The 16177-nt window shown below is 71.4% G+C and carries 17 protein-coding genes; 8 read left to right on the top strand and 9 right to left on the bottom strand.

The features are described 5' to 3' along the window. Positions 1–40: 40 nt before the first annotated feature. Entirely contained in the window at positions 41–610 is a 570-nt protein-coding gene (locus ACIRR9_RS14510; protein WP_403751101.1) for a hypothetical protein, read from the top strand. Here the strand turns inward: ACIRR9_RS14510 and ACIRR9_RS14505 are convergent. Continuing rightward, positions 603–1103, bottom strand: coding sequence for a DUF2165 domain-containing protein (locus ACIRR9_RS14505; protein ID WP_403751099.1), 501 nt, complete (start codon positions 1101–1103; stop codon positions 603–605). The two genes, ACIRR9_RS14510 and ACIRR9_RS14505, sit on opposite strands and share 8 nt — an antisense overlap. 128 nt (positions 1104–1231) lie before the next feature. Between ACIRR9_RS14505 and ACIRR9_RS14500 the strand changes: the two genes are divergently transcribed. Next, a complete protein-coding gene (locus ACIRR9_RS14500) occupies positions 1232–2659 on the top strand; it encodes an aminotransferase class V-fold PLP-dependent enzyme (RefSeq protein ID WP_403751097.1) in 1428 nt (475 codons plus the stop codon). Positions 2660–2673: 14 nt separating this feature from the next. On the opposite strand, the gene ACIRR9_RS14495 is transcribed toward ACIRR9_RS14500, so the two are convergent. The 4 genes from ACIRR9_RS14495 to ACIRR9_RS14480 form a co-directional block, all read right to left on the bottom strand. Then, positions 2674–4380, bottom strand: coding sequence for an ATP-binding cassette domain-containing protein (locus ACIRR9_RS14495; protein WP_403751095.1), 1707 nt, complete (start codon positions 4378–4380; stop codon positions 2674–2676). Positions 4381–4429: 49 nt separating this feature from the next. Beyond that, positions 4430–5257 carry an alpha/beta fold hydrolase gene (locus ACIRR9_RS14490; protein ID WP_403751093.1) on the bottom strand — a complete coding sequence of 276 codons (828 nt, stop codon included), beginning with the start codon at positions 5255–5257 and terminating at the stop codon, positions 4430–4432. A 310-nt stretch (positions 5258–5567) separates the two neighbouring features. After that, the gene (locus tag ACIRR9_RS14485; RefSeq protein ID WP_403751091.1) at positions 5568–7040 is read right to left on the bottom strand and encodes an FAD-dependent oxidoreductase; all 1473 of its coding nucleotides are present in this window, start codon (positions 7038–7040) and stop codon (positions 5568–5570) included. 137 nt (positions 7041–7177) lie between these two features. Then, complete coding sequence (locus tag ACIRR9_RS14480) at positions 7178–7579, bottom strand: hypothetical protein (RefSeq protein WP_403751089.1); 402 nt, start codon at positions 7577–7579, stop codon at positions 7178–7180. A gap of 200 nt (positions 7580–7779) precedes the next feature. Here ACIRR9_RS14480 and ACIRR9_RS14475 point away from each other — a divergent pair, with 200 nt between their 5' ends. Together ACIRR9_RS14475 and ACIRR9_RS14470 are read left to right on the top strand one after the other, a co-directional pair. Then, the gene (locus tag ACIRR9_RS14475) at positions 7780–10194 is read left to right on the top strand and encodes a tetratricopeptide repeat protein (RefSeq protein ID WP_403751087.1); all 2415 of its coding nucleotides are present in this window, start codon (positions 7780–7782) and stop codon (positions 10192–10194) included. 187 nt (positions 10195–10381) lie between these two features. Continuing rightward, positions 10382–10930 carry a DUF1062 domain-containing protein gene (locus tag ACIRR9_RS14470; RefSeq protein ID WP_403751085.1) on the top strand — a complete coding sequence of 183 codons (549 nt, stop codon included), beginning with the start codon at positions 10382–10384 and terminating at the stop codon, positions 10928–10930. A gap of 323 nt (positions 10931–11253) precedes the next feature. Here ACIRR9_RS14470 and ACIRR9_RS14465 read toward each other — a convergent pair whose 3' ends face one another. Genes ACIRR9_RS14465 through ACIRR9_RS14455 form a run of 3 tightly spaced genes read right to left on the bottom strand, consistent with a single transcriptional unit; the run spans position 11254 to position 12538 of the window. After that, positions 11254–11541, bottom strand: a complete 288-nt coding sequence (locus ACIRR9_RS14465) for a hypothetical protein (RefSeq protein WP_403751083.1) — start codon at positions 11539–11541, stop codon at positions 11254–11256. Further along, on the bottom strand, positions 11538–11729 hold the full coding sequence (locus tag ACIRR9_RS14460; RefSeq protein ID WP_403751081.1) for a DUF397 domain-containing protein: 192 nt from the start codon (positions 11727–11729) through the stop codon (positions 11538–11540). Before ACIRR9_RS14460 ends, ACIRR9_RS14465 begins: the two co-directional genes overlap by 4 nt. Beyond that, entirely contained in the window at positions 11726–12538 is an 813-nt protein-coding gene (locus ACIRR9_RS14455) for a helix-turn-helix transcriptional regulator (protein ID WP_403751079.1), read from the bottom strand. Before ACIRR9_RS14455 ends, ACIRR9_RS14460 begins: the two co-directional genes overlap by 4 nt. Positions 12539–12651: 113 nt before the next feature. Here ACIRR9_RS14455 and ACIRR9_RS14450 point away from each other — a divergent pair, with 113 nt between their 5' ends. The 4 genes from ACIRR9_RS14450 to ACIRR9_RS14435 all read left to right on the top strand — a co-directional run bounded on the left by ACIRR9_RS14450 (position 12652) and on the right by ACIRR9_RS14435 (position 15264). Next, positions 12652–13071, top strand: a complete 420-nt coding sequence (locus ACIRR9_RS14450; protein ID WP_403751077.1) for an ATP-binding protein — start codon at positions 12652–12654, stop codon at positions 13069–13071. Positions 13072–13299: 228 nt separating this feature from the next. After that, the gene (locus ACIRR9_RS14445) at positions 13300–13638 is read left to right on the top strand and encodes a hypothetical protein (RefSeq protein WP_403751075.1); all 339 of its coding nucleotides are present in this window, start codon (positions 13300–13302) and stop codon (positions 13636–13638) included. A gap of 29 nt (positions 13639–13667) precedes the next feature. Continuing rightward, the gene (locus tag ACIRR9_RS14440; protein ID WP_403751073.1) at positions 13668–14033 is read left to right on the top strand and encodes a hypothetical protein; all 366 of its coding nucleotides are present in this window, start codon (positions 13668–13670) and stop codon (positions 14031–14033) included. Positions 14034–14145: 112 nt separating this feature from the next. Further along, positions 14146–15264, top strand: a complete 1119-nt coding sequence (locus ACIRR9_RS14435) for an ADP-ribosylglycohydrolase family protein (RefSeq protein ID WP_403751186.1) — start codon at positions 14146–14148, stop codon at positions 15262–15264. A gap of 33 nt (positions 15265–15297) precedes the next feature. Here ACIRR9_RS14435 and ACIRR9_RS14430 read toward each other — a convergent pair whose 3' ends face one another. Further along, positions 15298–16092, bottom strand: coding sequence for a hypothetical protein (locus ACIRR9_RS14430; protein ID WP_403751071.1), 795 nt, complete (start codon positions 16090–16092; stop codon positions 15298–15300). Positions 16093–16177 lie beyond the last annotated feature (85 nt).

The following is a 16177-nucleotide window of genomic DNA, read 5'->3' as shown; positions in this document are numbered from 1 at the left end:
GTCTGTACAGGGGGCCTCATAGCGGAGGAGATGCGTACCCGTGGCTGCCCTACTGCCCTCCTGGGTCACGGTCACCGGTCTGACGGCGGGGGCGACGGTGGCCGTCGTCTTCCTCGCCGTCCAGGCCGACAAGGGGCCGCACCCCACGGCCGCGGCGGTCCGCCCGTCGGCGAGCGCGTCGGCGGGCGCCCACCCCTCCGCGTCACCGGCCCCGGCGAAGGCCCCCGGGATACCGGCGGCCTCCGGCACGGGCCGCCGGGTCGTCTACGCGCTCGGCGACAAGCGGGTGTGGCTGGTCGACGCGACCGGCAAGGCGACCCGCACCTTCACGGTGTGGCCGGGGACGGTGAGTCCCGACCCCGGCACCTACACGGTCACCAGGACCAAGGCGTCCACTACCGGCTCGGACGGCGTCGCGATCGAGCACATCCTGTACTTCGCCTACAAGGCGGGCCTGTCGGTCGCCTTCTCCAACGCGGTCGACGGCTCGTCCCCGCCGCCGGCCGCCGCCGGCAAGCAGACCAGCGGCATTCGCATGCCCAAGGCGGACGGCGCGGCCCTGTGGACGTTCGGCACGGAGCCGGACACCAAGGTCACGGTCGTCAAGTAGCCGACGAGCGCTCCGGCAGCTGTACGACGATGAGCGCGAGCCCGGTGAGCACCAGCACCCGGGTCGCGGCGTCGAGTCCGTTCCAGGTCTTGGACTGCCACATGGCGAACCACTCACCGCCGATGGCGATGAACCCGGCGCCGAAGAGCAGCACGAGCATCAGCAGACCGTAGGTGGAGAGCTGCCGCGCGCGAGCGTTGTCACGCCGGAACCACAGCACGGTCCCGGCGATCAGCACGAGCGCGGCGACGGTCTCCCAGACGATGATGGCGATGTAGGCGGCGTTCTCCAGTCCCTTGTCCGTGATGGCCCGCCACATCAGATCGTCGTCCTTGAACGTGGTGTCCATGGCCAGGACATGCTGGACGAAGGCCTGGTTGGTGCCGAAGTCGGTGATGTTCCCCAGTGCGACGAGGGCGATGTAGAGGGCGACCGTGCCGGTGAGGACGGCGGCGGCGAGCGCGAGTGCGCGTGATGAGTGGGAGGTGGACATGACACCGTCCTTCCCGCTCCCCGACGCTCACACCCCCCTGCGCGGCAAGCGCCGTTCGACGTCGTGCCGCGGCGGTGAACCGCTCGTACGCCGGTACCTTGGTCGGAGTTTCGTGCGAGGGGGGCCTCATGGACACGGCGGACGCCACCGGACACATACCCGGCGGAGGAGCGGAACGCCCCGACGGCTTCGCGGAGTTGAGGGAGCGCGAGTTCGGCTACCTCGACGAGGGCGGACACACCTATCTCGACCACACCGGCGCCGGACTTCCCCCGCGCTCCCTGGTCATGGGCAGCGCCCGGCGGATCACCGGCGGACTGTTCGGCAACCCGCACTCCGAGAGCCCGGCCTCCCGCGCCTCCGGGCTCCTGCTGACCGAGGCGCGCCAGGCGGTGCTCCGGCACTTCAATGCCGATCCCGACGACTACGCGGTGATCTTCACCCCCAACGCGACCGGCGCCCTGCGCCTGGTCGGCGAGGCGTACCCCTTCACCCGCGACAGCAGACTCGTGATGTCGCTCGACAACCACAACTCGGTCAACGGCCTGCGGGAGTACGCGCGGGCGCGCGGAGCCACCACCTTGTACGTGCCCGGCCTGCACATCGACGAGGGACGACTGCTCGCCGCCCTGGCCCCGCCCCGTCTGCGGCGGCGGGCCGGCGGCCTGCTCGCCTATCCGGCGCAGAGCAACTTCACCGGCGTCCAGCACTCGCTGGACTGGATCGAGACCGCCCACGCCCACGGCTACGACGTCCTGCTCGACGCCGCGGCCTTCGCACCGGCCAACGCCCTGGACCTGAGCCGCCACCGGCCGGACTTCACCGCGGTCAGCTGGTACAAGGTCTTCGGCCACCCCACCGGCATCGGCAGTCTGATCGCCCGGCGCACGGCCCTCGCCAGGCTGCGCCGTCCCTGGTTCTCGGGCGGCACCATCTACGCGGTCAGCGCCCAGGCCCAGTGGCACGTCCTCGCCACCGACGAGGCGGCCTTCGAGGACGGCACGGTCAACTTCCTGTCCCTGCCCGACGTGACCGCCGGACTCGCCTGGATCGACGGCATCGGCATGGACCGCGTACACGCCCATGTCGCCGCCCTCACCGACCAACTGCTCACCGGTTTACGGTCCTTGACGCACAGCGACGGCTCCCCGCTGGTCCGGGTGTACGGCCCCGACCGTGCGGGCGCGGCCCGCGGCGGTACGGTCGCGCTGAACGTGCTCGGAGCGGACGGCCGGATCGTCGACGAACGCGTCGTCACGCGCGACAGCGCCGCACACGGCATATCCCTGCGCACGGGCTGCTTCTGCAATCCCGGCGCCGGAGAAGAGGCGTTCGCCCTGCCACTGAACCGACTGCGCTCGGCGGCCCGCCGGCAACTCAGCTCACTGGAGGAGTACTTGGAGCTGCTGCGGCTGCCGTCGGCGGGCGCCGTCCGGGTCTCGCTGGGCGTGTCGTCCCAGCCCAGGGACATCGAGACGTTCCTGAAGTTCGTGACGAAGACCTACCGGGACCGGGTGCCGGGGGTGACCGGGCTGGCCGCCCGGGAGGGCTGCTGAGCCCCGCCCGGGGATCACCGTCCCGACCGGCTCCGCGCCGCGCCGTCCCGGCACTTGCGCACCAGAACCGCCCAGGTCCAGGCCAGGAACAGCAGCGCGAAGCCCGCCAGGACCAGCCAGCCGCGGCTCGCCGGATGCCCGAACGAATCCCCGTACGACTCCAGGAGCGGCGGCCCCGACGGCGAGCCGCCCGCCCGCCACAGCGACGCCAGCCCCACCCCGCTGCCCAGCGCCTCGAACGCCCAGCGATTGGTCATCGCCCAGCTGATCGCCTGCCCGGCCACCGTCATACGGGGCACCGGCACGAAGGCGCCCGAGAACAGCACCTGGGGGAAACAGAGCAACGGCAGCATCAGCGTCGCCTGTCCCGGCTCCGACACGGCGGCCGACGCGAGCAGTCCGAGTGCGAGGGCGGCGGCGGAGGCCAGCACACTGGACGCGAACAGCGAGCCGTAGGTGTCCCAGCCCGCCGCGGGCAGCCGGTCCAGGGCGCGCAGCACGATCAGCAACAAGGCGTCCGCGACCGCGAGTACCGGCAGCATCGTCGTCAGCTTCGAGGCGACGTAGGGGCCGATCCGCAGCCCCGCGAGCCATTCACGGCGCAGGACGGGCAGTTCGGTGCAGATCTGCAGCAGGCCGTACGTCAGCCCGAAGAAGAACGCGCCGAACGCGATCCAGAACATGATCATGGCGGTGGAGCCCGGATCAGGCGCCGCCCGGTCGAACGCGCCGGACCGGAACAGCACCGCGAACATCGCCACGATCATCACCGGCGAGCCCGCCAGGACGGCGACCGAGAGACGGTTGTGCAGCATCAGCGCGGTACCGCGCCGGGTGAGCAGCGCCCACTGACGGAGAGCGCCGACACGGGCCGGGCGCCGGGACGGTGACGGGCCGTCAGCGGGGCCGGTATCGCCTGGGCCGACCTGTTCTGTCCGTACACCGCCCGCCACCGCCTCGTACACCTCCTCCACGGTGCCGACCCCGAACGCCTCGCACAGCGCGGCCGGTTCACCCGCGTACGCGACCTCACCGCCAAAGGACAGGAACACGACCTGATCGGCGCGGAGCAGATCGGCGAGGACATGCGTGGTCAGGACGACGGTGGTGCCGTCCTCGGCCAGTGCCCGCAGGGTGCGCAGCAGGGCCGCGCCCGTGACCGGGTCGAGCCCGGACGTCGGCTCGTCGAGAAAGAGCACCCTGGGGCGGGTGAGCAACTCGACGGCGATGCTGGCCCGTTTGCGTTCACCGCCGCTCAGCGCACGCACCGGAGTCCCCGCCCGCTCCGCCAGTCCGAGCGTGTCCAGCACCTGCTCGACGGTTTCGAGCACGGTCCCGGCCGGCGTCCCCGGAGGCATCCGCAGCCCCGCCGCGTACACCAGCGTGCGGCGCAGCGGCAGCTCGCGGTGGATGATGTCCTCCTGCGGCACGAACCCGAACTCCGGCCCCGGCGGCCCGGGTTGCGTCCCGTCGTGCAGCACCTCGCCCTCGGTCGGAGCGCTCAGCCCGGCCAGCGTCTGCAACAGCACGGTCTTGCCGGCGCCGCTGCTCCCGGCGATCACCGTGAGCTGTCCGGGCGGCACGTCGACCGATATCCCGTTCAGCACCCGCCCCGCCCCGCGGACGTCCCGGCTCACCCGACGCGCCTGCAGCCGCAGGCCGTTGACGGACGGGAGGGGTGTCTCGACGGATGCGCGGGGGTGCGGGGGTGGCGTCGACATGGGGGCAGCATGTCAGGCCGGGGCCGGATCCGTCCGTGGGGCGGGCGACTCAGCCGCGGGCGAATTCGAGGAGGTCGGCGTCGAAGCGGTCCGCGAACTCGGGGACCATCGCCAGGCCGTGCGGGGCACCCGCGTAGACCTTGAGGACGGCGTCCTTGACGAGCTGCGACGACTTCTCCGCGGACGCCACGATGGGGACGATCTGGTCGTCGTCGCCGTGCACGATCAGGGTGGGGACGTCGATCGTCCTGAGGTCCTCGGTGAGGTCGGTCTCGGAGAACGCCTTGATGCAGTCGTAGGCCCCCTTGATGCCCACCGTCATGCTCCAGAGCCAGAACTCGTCTCGGGTCCCCTGAGAGACCTTCGAACCGTCGCGGTTGGCACCGTAGAACGGAGCGCTGAGGTCCTTGTAGAACTGGGAACGGTCCGTGAGCACGCCCTGCCGTAGCCCGTCGAAGACATCGATCGGCAGCCCCTCCGGGTTCGCTTCCGTCTTCAGCATCAACGGGGGGATCGCGCCGAGCAGGACCGCCTTGGCGACCCGGCTCGTGCCGTGCCGGCCGATGTAGCGGGTGACCTCCCCGCCGCCGGTCGAGTGCCCGACCAGGATCACGTCCCGAAGGTCGAGGGTCTCGATGACCGACGCCAGGTCGTCGGCGTACGTGTCCAGCTCGTTCCCGTCCCAGGGCTGACCGGAGCGCCCGCCCCCGCGCCGGTCGTGGGCCACGGCCCGGAAGCCGTTGTCCGCCATCAGCTTCAGCTGCGGATCCCACGCGTCCGCGGTCAGCGGCCAGCCGTGGGAGAACACCACCGGCTGCCCCGCCCCCCAGTCCTTGAAGTAGATCTGAGTGCCGTCCTTGGCAGTGGCAAAAGCCATGATCGCTCCTCCAGCACTTGTCCGGAACTTGGCGAGAGCGTCGTGTTTTTCACCCTACGCGCGGCGTCCCGACAAGGCGCGGCGGGCGGGCGGCGCCGGGCGGGCGGCGGGCGGACGGCGGCAGTGGCGGGCGGATCGGCGGGCGGGCGGCGGGCGGCGGGCGGATGGTGGATGGCGGACGGTGGGCGGACGGCGGCAGTGGCGGGCGGACGGCGGTGGCGAGCGGATGGCGATGGGCGGGCGGCGGCGGTGGGCGGCGGTGGTGGTGGTGGGCGGGCGGCGGTGGCGGGGAGCGGCGCCGGGTGGCCGGTCACGGCGCCTGACGGCCGTCCCGACCAACCGGGCCCAGCCAGCGCGTCAGGGCCCGTCGTACGTCCTCCGGGTCCGGGTCCTCGGCCGCCCACGCGGCATAACCGTCGGGCCGGACCAGTACGGTCGGGCGCAGGCCGGCCGCCGGGGAGGCCGTCACCACCCGCTCCGCCCACGGCGCGGCGACCGCAGCGACATCGCGCCCCACCAGCACGAACTTGCCCTCCCGCAAGGCCTCATAGAGCCGAGCCGGCTGCTCCGACAGGCGGAGATCCGGTATCCGGCGGCCGGCGAGCGGATGCGAACCCCGGGGCGCACGGTAGGAGATCCCGATGCCGGAGATACCACGTGCCGCCTGCGCCTCCACCACGACCAGCCCGTGCACGACGGTGGCCAGAGCGGCCCGCAGCGCACGGACCAGAGCCGACCCTGTGGTCACCGCCGAGAGCAGTGCGTGACTGACACGCAGCACCATGCGCCCCACCGGGTGGCGCTCCGCGTGGTAGCTGTCCAGCAGCGCGTCACCGGCCCAGCCCTTCAGGACGGCCGCCAGTTTCCAGCCGAGGTTGGCCGCGTCCTGCATCCCGGTGTTCATGCCCATGCCGCCGGCGGGCGAGTGGACGTGCGCGGCGTCGCCCGCGAGGAACACCCTTCCCTGCCGGTAGCGGGGTACCTGGCGCTCGTCGCTGTGGAACCGGGAGAGCCACCGCGCGTCGTGCATCCCGAGGTCGTCGCCGACCGTGCGTTCCGTGATGTCCCGGACATCCTCCAAGGTGACCGGCGCGTCGTCGGGCAGCTGCCGGTGCCGGTCCCAGCCGATGATCCGGTACCAGCCGTCCCCGAACGGCGCGAAGAAGGTGAAACCCTGGTCGTTCGAGCTGAAGTTGAAGATCTCGTCCGGTGCGCGGTCGAGCAGTACGTCCGCCAGCATCACGGAGCTGATGGCCGATTTGCCGGGGAACGGCATACCCAGGCTCTGCCGGACGGTGCTGCCCGCGCCGTCCGCACCGACCACGTAACGGGCTCGGAGTACGGCCGTGGTGCCGTCCGGATGACGTACGTCCACGTCGACGCCTTCCGGGTCCTGCCGCAGCCCGGTCACCCGGACCCCACGGAGGATGGTGGCTCCCGCTTCCTCGGTCCGGCGCAGCAGGGACCGCTCGACCTGCCACTGGGGAATGGTGAGGATGAAGGGAAAACGCGTGCGCAGCCTGGAGAAGTCGATGCTGAGGCGGCCGAACGGATGCAATGCCCGGGTGGGCGTGCCGATCCGGAGCAGTTCGTCGGCCAGGCCCCGGGCGTCGAGCTGTTCCAGGGTCCGCGCGTGCAGACTGAAGGCCCGGCTCAGGTTGGATTCGTGATCGCGTCGCTCCAGCAACGTGACAGCGACTCCGGCCTTGGCGAGGTCGCCCGCGAGGAGGAGGCCGGTCGGGCCGGCCCCGACCACCAGGACGTCGGTATCCGCTGAGCTCACACTCCCGAGTGTCGGCCCGCTCCGAGGGCCCCGCACGGCGAGGAGGCACTGAACCCGATCACCGCCGCTGCTCGCGGCGATCACCGGGAGCTGTCCGGGAGCGGTCCCCTTCGGCTACGACGGCCTGGGCGTGCGGACTACTCGGAGGGGATCGGCGCAGCCCTGTTCACCGGTCGTCGTTGGATCTTGAGGAACAGTGCGGGTCCTGCGCCGAGGGCGAGCAGGCCGGCAGCCAGAAGGAGCCAAGGGTTGAGCAGGCCCTCGGTGCAACTGCTGCCGCCGGCCGAGGTGGTGCAGTAGGTGCCGGGGCCGTGCCGATTGAGGTAGGCGAGCAGGAACAGCGGCAGGCTCGCACCTGACAGCAGGCCGGGCAGGCCCCGAGGGGCGTCCCGGCGCGTGGCCAGCACGACCGTACCGGCCACGGCGATCGGAAGGATGAAGATCCCGACCGACAGCGCGGTGAGGAGGGCGAGCAGATAGCAGGCTCCTGTCAGGAGCCATCCCGTGAAGAGCAGCCAGGCACGTCCGTTGCTGGTCATGTCTTCTTCCTTCGTTCGAAGACGCCCGGGAGACAGGTTTTGAGCAGTCGCTCAAAAAGTAGAAGTCATCAGAAGCCCCGGGCAAGAGGCCAAAACCGGCCAGTGATCGAGTCCCCGCCAAGTCATCGACCGCGGCGGCTCTCTGCGGACACAGCGGCCTCTGCCAGACTCACTGTGGGCCGACTGCGGGGGAGGCACGGATGGGGTCGACACGGCCGTCGATGCAGGAGCTGATCGGGCGGCGGCGGAGGGCCGGGTTCGTCGGGCGGGCCGAGGAGCGGGCGGCGTTCCGGCGCAACCTCGACCTGGCGCCCGAGGACGAGCGGCACCGCTTCCTCTTCCATGTCCACGGTGACGCCGGTGTCGGGAAGACCCGTCTGGTACGGGAGTTGGAGCAGATCGCCCGGGAGGCCGGGGCGCTGACCGTGTACGTCGACGAGGGCGTGGCAGGAGTGCCCGAGGCGCTGGCGGTGATGGCCCGTCAGTTCACCTCTCAGGGGCGGCGGTTCAAGGAGCTGGAGCGGCTGCTGGCCGCGCACCGGGAACGGCGGCACGAGGCGGAGGCCGCCCTGGCGGTGGGCGGACCGGAGGACCGGGAGGGGCCGTCCGCGGGGAGCCTCGCCGTGGCGCGGGCGGCGCAGGTGGGGCTGGGGATGGTGCCGGTGGCCGGCGCCTTCGCCGTGGCCCTGGACACCGACCGCCTCGCCCAGGGCGCCGACCGGCTCCGGGCCCGTTTCCGCAGCCAGGAGGACGCCCAACTGGTGCTGTCCCCCGAGCGGGTACTGACCCCGGTACTGCTGAACGAGCTGGCCGGTGCGGCCGACACCGCCCCCTGGATCGTCCTCCTCCTCGACACCTACGAGCGCACCGGACCGTTCCTCGACCCCTGGCTGCACGATGTGATGACCACCGACCGCTACGGCGCCCTCCCCGCCAACGTCGTCGTGGTCACCTCCGGCCAGCACCCCTTCGACACGGCCCGCTGGGGCAGCTTCGCCGACTTCAGAACCGACCTGCCGCTCGGCCCGTTCACCGAGGCGGAAGCCCGCGGGCTGCTCGCGGACAAGGGGGTACGGGACGAACCGGTGGTCGCCGAGGTGCTGCGGCTCACCGGCGGCCTGCCCGTGCTCGTCACCGCCCTGGCCGAACAGCACCCCACCGACCCGGACGACGTGGGCGACCCCAGCGCCACCGCCGTGGAACGCTTCCTGAAGTGGGAGCCCGACCCGGCCCGCCGCTCCGTGGCCCTCGCCTGCGCGCTGCCCCGGCGCCTGGACCTGGACGTCTTCCGGACCGCCGTGGACTGCCGGGACGAGGACGCCGACGCGCTCTTCGACTGGCTGCGCGGCCTGCCGTTCGTCACCGAGCGCCCCGACCGGCTGACCTACCACGACCTGGTCCGTGACGCGATGCTCCGACTGCGCCGACGGCACTCGCCGCGCGGCTGGACACGGGAGCACGAGAGGCTCGCGGAGGCCTACCGCGGCTGGCGCGAGGAAGCGGCGAACGGCCTGCGCCCCGGCACCGAATGGGACCACCAGCCATGGCGCGAACTCCTGCTGGAGGAGACGTACCACCGGTTGTGCGCCCGGCCGCAGACAGCTCTGCCGGGAGCGCTGAACACCCTCCTGCCGGCCTGCGCCGCGGATCCGGCGGTCGGCCGCCGCTGGGCGGCCATGGTGGCGGAAGCGGGCGTCACCGCCGACGCCCCGGCCGTACGGGACTGGGGCCGCCGCCTGGGCCAGGCCCTCACCGACGGCGTGACCGAGGCCATGGACCTGCTCCTCGCCCGGCCCGATCTGGACAGCGCCGGCCGGGCGCTGGCACATGTCGTCCGGGGCCGGGAACTCCGCAACGCCGGAGACTTCGACGGCTCCCTGGCCGAGTACGACCGGGCGATCGAACTGGACCCGGAGCGGCCGATGGCCCACTACGGCCGTGGCCTGTGCCGCCGGGCCCTGGACGACCTCGACGGCGCCCTCGCCGACCTCGACAGCGCCGACGAACTCGCGCCCGACACCGCGCTGTTCATCGCGGCCCGGGGCGAAACCCACCGACTGGTCGGCCGGTTCACCGAGGCGCTGGCCGACCTCGACCGGGCCGTCGCCCTGGAACCGGCCGACGCGAGCACCCTGGCCTCCCGGGGGGTGTGCCGGCACGCGGTGGAGCAGTACGACGCGGCCCTCGCCGATTTCGACCGCGCGCTGAGCCTCAACCCGGGGCATCTGTGGGCGCGGGTGCGCAGGTCACGACTGCGCGGCGCCCGGGGCGAGTGGGCCGAGGCCTTCACCGACCTCGACGAGACGGCCCGGCGCGCGCCAGACTCGCCCTGGATCGCCTCCGAACGCGGCGACGCCTACCGCCGCGCGGGCCGCTTCGCGGACGCGGTCACCGAACTCACCCGGGCCGCCGCCCTGCTCCCGGACTACCCCTCCGCCCTCGCCGGCCGAGGCGCGGCCCTCCACGAACTGGGCCGCAGCGAGGAGGCCCTGACCGACCTCGACCGGGCCGTCGAGCTGGACCCCGACTTCACGTGGGCACGGGAGGCACGGGCCCGGATACGGCTCCGGCTCGGCGAGGGGGACCGGCCCCTGCCCGGCGGATCGATCACGTGACGGCGCTCGAAATCCGGTGGAGCAGCGCCGCCGTGCGCCGTTACCGTGCTGCCCAGCCAAGTCGTCCAGGCAAGGACGTGCCGTTGTACACCGTGTGAGACCTCCCGAGAGCTGATCTGTCGCGCGTCGCGCATATGCGCCGCGCTCCTTTTTGCTGCGGATTTCTCACTGAAACCGGTGTACTTCTGTGCTCAATAGCTGGGTGGTCATGCCCACCTGCCTGCCGACCGTTCTCCGTCGCTGCCACGCGTGCGCGTCCGAGCGCTTCCGGGCGAACGGCAAGTTCCGTGTCAACGCACACCACAAGCTCCTCGACGCCTGGCTCCTCGTGCTCTGCACCGCCTGCGGGGACACGGCGAAGCTCACGGTCCTGGAGCGGATGAACGTCCGCTCCGTACGGCCCGAACTGCTGGACCGGATGCACGACAACGACCCAGGCCTGGCAGCCGAGTTGCTCCAGGATCCGCTCCTGCGGCGCCGCAACCGCATCGCCCTCGACTGGGACGACGCCTGGCGCCTCGACACCGGCGGATCGGATCACCTGGACCACGAGGTGATCGACGTCTCGGTCCACTTCGCGGCGCCGATCCCCGTCCGGCCGGTACGACTGATCGCTGACGGTTGCGGTCTTTCGCGGGCCCAGGTCGAGCGACTGATCACGGAGGGGAAGCTCGTCTCGGCGGCCCGGCTGAGCGGCAGGCTCTCCGACGACTTCACCTTCACGCTCAAGCGCTGAGCCCTCCCGCGACCACGGGCCTGTCCGGCATCATCCGCCGTCATCCGCCGGACAGGCCCAGGAACGCCGTGACGGTCCGCGCAAAGCCGTCGGCGTCGTCCAGCCACGGGTAGTGTCCGGCTCCCGGCCGGATCACGAGCCGGACGTCCGGGAACAGTTCCGCGTACTGGGCCCTCGCCCGCCGCGTCGCCGACCTCGACCGTGCCCTCGCCCTGCAACTGGGCGACCTGCCGGGCATGCGCGAGGATCTGCGCCGAGCCGTCGTGGCGGATCCCGACACCGACTGGATCCGCCGGGAGCTCGTGGAGACCTGAGTCCCGGGTTCAGCCGAGGCCGCGATGGGCGGCCCACAACTCCCCGGCACGGCCGGCCGCGTCGGTGACCAGGGCCGCGAGTTCGGGTCTGTCGGGGACCGGGAAGGAGACGTATGCGCCCCGGCCGCCGGCGACGGGCCGGCCGTAGGCCTTCACGGCGAGGTGACCGTCCGGGAGAAGCCGGATGTTGAGCGTGGTCAGCGTGAACGCCTCACCGCGTCGGGTGTCCGTCCAGCGGAGGGCCTGCGGGATCGTGACATTGATCGCCAGAGCACTCACTTCCAGGTCGTCGGTCACGGACGGGAGATCCCCCGCACGAACCCGGCCCACGAGGCGTCGGCGAAGGCGAGCCCGCCTCTGTCCTTGTCCTTGGAGTCACGCACGTGGACGGTGGGGGTGGCGGGGGATATGGCCACCTCGACGCACTCGGGGCCGTCGTTGCTGCTGTAGCTGCTCTTGAACCAGTTCAGCGCGATGGGCGTCATGTCTTCTCTCCCAGCACCTTGTCGATGAACGCCAGCGACTCCCGGGGCGTGAGCGCCTGCGCCCGGATCATTCCATAGCGCATTTCCAGGATCTGAACTTCCCGCGGATCACTGATCATGCGACTGTGTAGCTGGGCCTCCGAGTGCCCAAGTGTCTTGCCGTCCGGGAGCTTCACCAGTTGGAGCGAGCCTCCCATACCCGCGTGGTCCTCACGGTCCGTGGGCATCACCTGGATCGCGACATGCCTCAACTTACCGATCTCCAACAGGCGTTCGAGTTGTTGCCGCAGCACCATTCTGCCCCCGATAGGTCGCCGCAGCGTCACCTCTTCCAGGACGAAGGTGAGCTCCGGCAGGGGTACACGCTCGAAGACGCTCTGCCGTGCGATGCGCGCAGCAACCTGGCGTTCGATCTCCTCCTCGGGGAACGAGGGCCGCCGCATGGCGAACAATGCCCGTGCGTACTCCGGTGTCTGCAGCAGACCGTGCATGTTGTGGTTGGCGTAGGCCCCGAGTTCCACGGCTTCGCCCTCCAGACGCGCCAGATCCCGAACCTTCTTCGGATACCGAGCCCTCTCCACGTCCTCCTTCATCGACGCGAGCTTTCCGGCCGCCCCGAGCACCTCGTCGGCCTTCTCCAGGAAGTCCGGCTTGGGGATCCGCCGCCCCCGCTCCACGGCCGAGACCATCTCCTCGCTGTAGCCGATGGCCGCCCCGAGTTCCGCCTGCCGCAGCCCGGCCGCGTCCCGCCACACCTTGATCTGCCGTCCGACCGCCCTGAGTACGGCCTCGGCCTCCTCGTCCTCCACACCTGCTCCCTCCGACGTACGACCCGTACCGCCCCGACCGATGCCCGGACAGTCACGCTCTGTGCCGGGTCCATCACTTTTCAGGGTAGGGAGAGGTCGCCACGCTGGGTGACATGACCCAGAAATCCCTCACGCACCACTTCACGGTCCAGCTGTCCGCGACCCGAAGAGGTGCCCGACTGGCGCGGTTGCTCACGGAACGCCAACTGGACGACTGGGGGCTGTCGCACGAGTCGGCGACGCAGGTCGTGGCCGAGCTGGCGTCCAACGCCGTACTGCACGGACGCGTCGTGGGACGGGACTTCCGGCTGGGGCTACGGCTGCACCCGGGTGGAGCCCTCCGTATCGAGGTGACCGACGCCCGGGGCGACCGCGTCCCGTACGTCCGCGACCCGGCGACCGCCGACGCGGAATCGGGGCGAGGTCTGCTGATCGTCGCGGCGTACGCGGACCGTTGGGGCGTGGACTCGGCCCCGGCCGGGTGCAAGGTCGTATGGGCGGAGCTGGGGGGACCGGGTCGCGAGGACCCATGACCCGGTCGTTCCCGACGCCAAAAACCAAAGAACCGGGGAAAGAACCGAACCCTGCCCTGCCGTCCCCGTCGATCACTCGCCGGAGTGAATATGCCGAACTCAACTGGCGCGGAGGGGCAGTTGTGCGGCAGCGTCTGCCGCAACAAGCCCACGCGTGCTTCGGCCCTCGCGGGGACTGCCATCCCACTGCGAGGGCCTGATCATCGAGGAAGAGAAAGAGCCTTCCCCATGACTGCCCGGCAGCCTAGCGCGCCCGCGCCCGCCGAGACCCGGCATTCCCACTCCGGTGTCACCCACGTGAAGGAACGCCTCGACGGCAACTTCACTGTGATCAGCAACGAACTGCTCCAGCACCCGGAGTTGTCGTCCACCGCGAGGGGCATCGGGAGTTACATCCAGTCGCTGCCCGAGGGGGCCCCGGTCGGCATCAAGGCGCTGGCCGAGCGACTGCCCGAGGGCGCTCCCAGGAGCGTCCCGGCGCTGGCGCGGCAGCTCGGAGACAGCGAGTTCGAGATCGTCGCCGCCCTCCGGGAACTGCGGGATCGCGGCTTCCTGCCCAAGGCGTGACGGCCGACTCGTCAGAACCGCCGGCCCCCATGCCGGACCTCACACCGGCGGCTCTGCGCACAGCGGTCGAACGCCTCGCGCCCGCTCGGCTCCCGGCGCTGACCCAGCACCTCTTCGAGGCCACGACGAATGCGCAGCAGACCCAGAGCCTTGCGCCCCTGCGAGTCTTCGTCCACTCCTGGGCCGTGTTCGTGGCGATCGAGCGGTACCCGGAACGCGCCGCCCGCCTGCGCGAACTGGAGCGCGTCGTGGATGCGGGCGAGCAGGAGCCGGCGGCGGCCATCGCGGAGATCCGGGCCATCTGGGAGGCGGCCGAAGCGGAAGCCGGGGTCGGTAGGGCCGGCCCCTCGCTTCATGCCCGACCTCCCCTTATCTGGCCGAAAGCTGCCCACTAGGGACCACACAACCCACACTTCGCATACCTAACTGCACCCTGAACGGACCGTTCCCGGTCGATTACAGTGCTGAGCTGTCGTACGTACGGACGGTGCCCGTGAGGAGGTCATGGTGGGTGCGACATCCGGCGCCGTCTGGGGTCGTGCGGAGCAGCAGGACTTCCGGGGCAGGGTGCGGGGCACGCTGCTCGGGGCCGCCGTCGGGGACGCGTTGGGCGGTCCGGTCGACGGGCTGACGCTGGAGGAGGTCCGGGGGGCGTATGGGCCGGAGGGGCTGGTCGACCTCGGGTTCGGGTACGGGCGGCGCGGGACCGTGACCCATCACACGCAGCTCACCCTCTTCACCGTGGACGGGTTGATAAGAGCTCAGGTGAGGAGGGACACGGGAGCCTGGCATCCGCCCACCGACCTGCACCGGGCCTATCTGCGGTGGGCGGCCACCCAGCGGGACTGGGGGCCCGACGAGCGGCGGAAGGAGGACGGGTGGCTGGCCCGGGAGGAGTGGCTGTACGCGAGGCGGGATCCCACGCGGTCGCTGCTGCTCGGGCTCGGGGACGAGACCATGGGGACCCTGGAGTCGCCGAAGAACCCGGACGACATGGGGCCGGAGGCCGTCGCCCGCTCCGCGCCGTTCGGGCTGCTCGTGGGGTGGGAGCCGCAGCTCGTCGTACAGCTGGCGGTGGAGTGTGCGGCGCAGACGCACGGGCATCCGACGGCCTGTCTGTCGGCCGGTGCGTACGCGGCGATCGTGCATGCGCTGGCGAGAGGGGACTCCCTCGACGGGGCGGTGCAACGGGCCCTGGCGCTGCTCGCCGCCCGGCCGGGACACCAGCCCGTCTCGGACGCGCTGCAGCATGCGCTCGGCGCCGTACGGCAGGGCATGCCCTCCCCGGCCCGGGTCGAGGAGCTGGCCGGGGACGGGGCCGCGGACGGGATGCTCGCCGCCGCCGTCTACTGCGCGCTCGTCGGCGAAGACGTACGGCACGGGCTGTGCCTGGCCGTGAACCAGGCCGGCCCCTCCGCCGTCGCCGGAGCCCTCACCGGCGGGCTCCTCGGCGCCCTGCACGGCGAGACGGCCCTCCCGCCGGCCTGGGTGGCCGAGCTGGAGGGCCGTCCCACGATCCTGGAGCTGGCCGACGACTTCGCGATGGAGATGACCCAGGGGCCGGCCCTGCACAACCCGGCGGGCGCGGCCCCGGGGTGGCTGATGCGTTACCCGCGGAGCGGCTGAGCGGTTCCCCTCCGCCGGGTGCCCTGCGCACGCTCAGAAGACGCGACGAGCTCTGACCACGTTGGGCTCGAAGTCGTAGACGGTGTTGTTGATCCGCAGGCCGTCGACGGCCCCGATCCACATGTAGTCGCGGCCCTTGCTCACCCCGGCGCTGTAGATCACCGGCTGCGCGCCGCCGTCGTTGAGCGCGGCCAGCAGTTGCTGGAAGGTGCACTGCGTGGTCAGGTTGCAGCCGGTCGAGCTTCCCGCGGCGCCCGTGAGGAACCACGAGCCGGTCGTGGTGGCGTCCAGGTAGGGACTCCACTGGTTCAGTTCCGACGTGGGGAGAGCGGGCGGGTTCCACACCATCGAGGAGTAGGTGGTGGAGGGGAGCGCGGTGAGGTTCGGATTGATCTCGAACCTGATGTTCGGCAGGTTCCTGGTGCCACCGTACGAGACGTTCTCGCCGGTCTGGAAGACGCGGAAACCGACCTGGCTCAGTCCCAGCACCGGGGCACCGAAGAAGTCGACCTCGTTGCCGAAGTGGACGGCCTCACTGGGCGGGGTGAGGGAGGTGGACTTGTCCGCCACCTCGATGCCCAGGCTGCCGCGCCCGAAGGGCGGTCTCGCCGTGGGGCCCACCACGCCGAACGAGCCGAACGGGCCGGTCCGCAGGGCGGCGACGGGAGAGCCGATCGTGTTGCGGGTGATGACACCCCAGTGGTCGGAGATTCCCCACCTGCCGTCACCGGCGACGGAGGCCGACGCCGGGACGGCCGAGGCGGCGATCGCGAGCAGCGCCGTGGCCCCGAGCGCCGCTTTTCGTTTCACCCCGAAGCAAGCTTTCACGCCCGCTCCTTTCGTGGTCCTTACATGGGCAGGACGGGCAGGGGAGCCGGGCCCTGCGTGGCGCACGCCACGGTAAGGAATCGCC

It is taken from the genome of Streptomyces sp. NPDC101234 (genome assembly GCF_044767525.1).
Lineage (GTDB): Bacteria > Actinomycetota > Actinomycetes > Streptomycetales > Streptomycetaceae > Streptomyces > Streptomyces sasae.
The sequence above is the reverse complement of the archived record's forward strand: the minus strand, read 5'-3'. Positions and strand labels throughout refer to the sequence as shown.

Bases quoted from the DNA above. Each gene is read 5' to 3' on its own strand.
- ACIRR9_RS14505 (WP_403751099.1), bottom strand. From the start codon at position 1,103: ATGTCCACCTCCCACTCATCACGCGCACTCGCGCTCGCCGCCGCCGTC.
- ACIRR9_RS14460 (WP_403751081.1), bottom strand. From the start codon at position 11,729: ATGACGCCCATCGCGCTGAACTGGTTCAAGAGCAGCTACAGCAGCAAC.
- ACIRR9_RS14475 (WP_403751087.1), top strand. From the start codon at position 7,780: ATGGGGTCGACACGGCCGTCGATGCAGGAGCTGATCGGGCGGCGGCGG.
- ACIRR9_RS14480 (WP_403751089.1), bottom strand. From the start codon at position 7,579: ATGACCAGCAACGGACGTGCCTGGCTGCTCTTCACGGGATGGCTCCTG.
- ACIRR9_RS14495 (WP_403751095.1), bottom strand. From the start codon at position 4,380: ATGTCGACGCCACCCCCGCACCCCCGCGCATCCGTCGAGACACCCCTC.
- ACIRR9_RS14450 (WP_403751077.1), top strand. From the start codon at position 12,652: ATGACCCAGAAATCCCTCACGCACCACTTCACGGTCCAGCTGTCCGCG.
- ACIRR9_RS14490 (WP_403751093.1), bottom strand. From the start codon at position 5,257: ATGGCTTTTGCCACTGCCAAGGACGGCACTCAGATCTACTTCAAGGAC.
- ACIRR9_RS14440 (WP_403751073.1), top strand. From the start codon at position 13,668: ATGCCGGACCTCACACCGGCGGCTCTGCGCACAGCGGTCGAACGCCTC.
- ACIRR9_RS14445 (WP_403751075.1), top strand. From the start codon at position 13,300: ATGACTGCCCGGCAGCCTAGCGCGCCCGCGCCCGCCGAGACCCGGCAT.
- ACIRR9_RS14500 (WP_403751097.1), top strand. From the start codon at position 1,232: ATGGACACGGCGGACGCCACCGGACACATACCCGGCGGAGGAGCGGAA.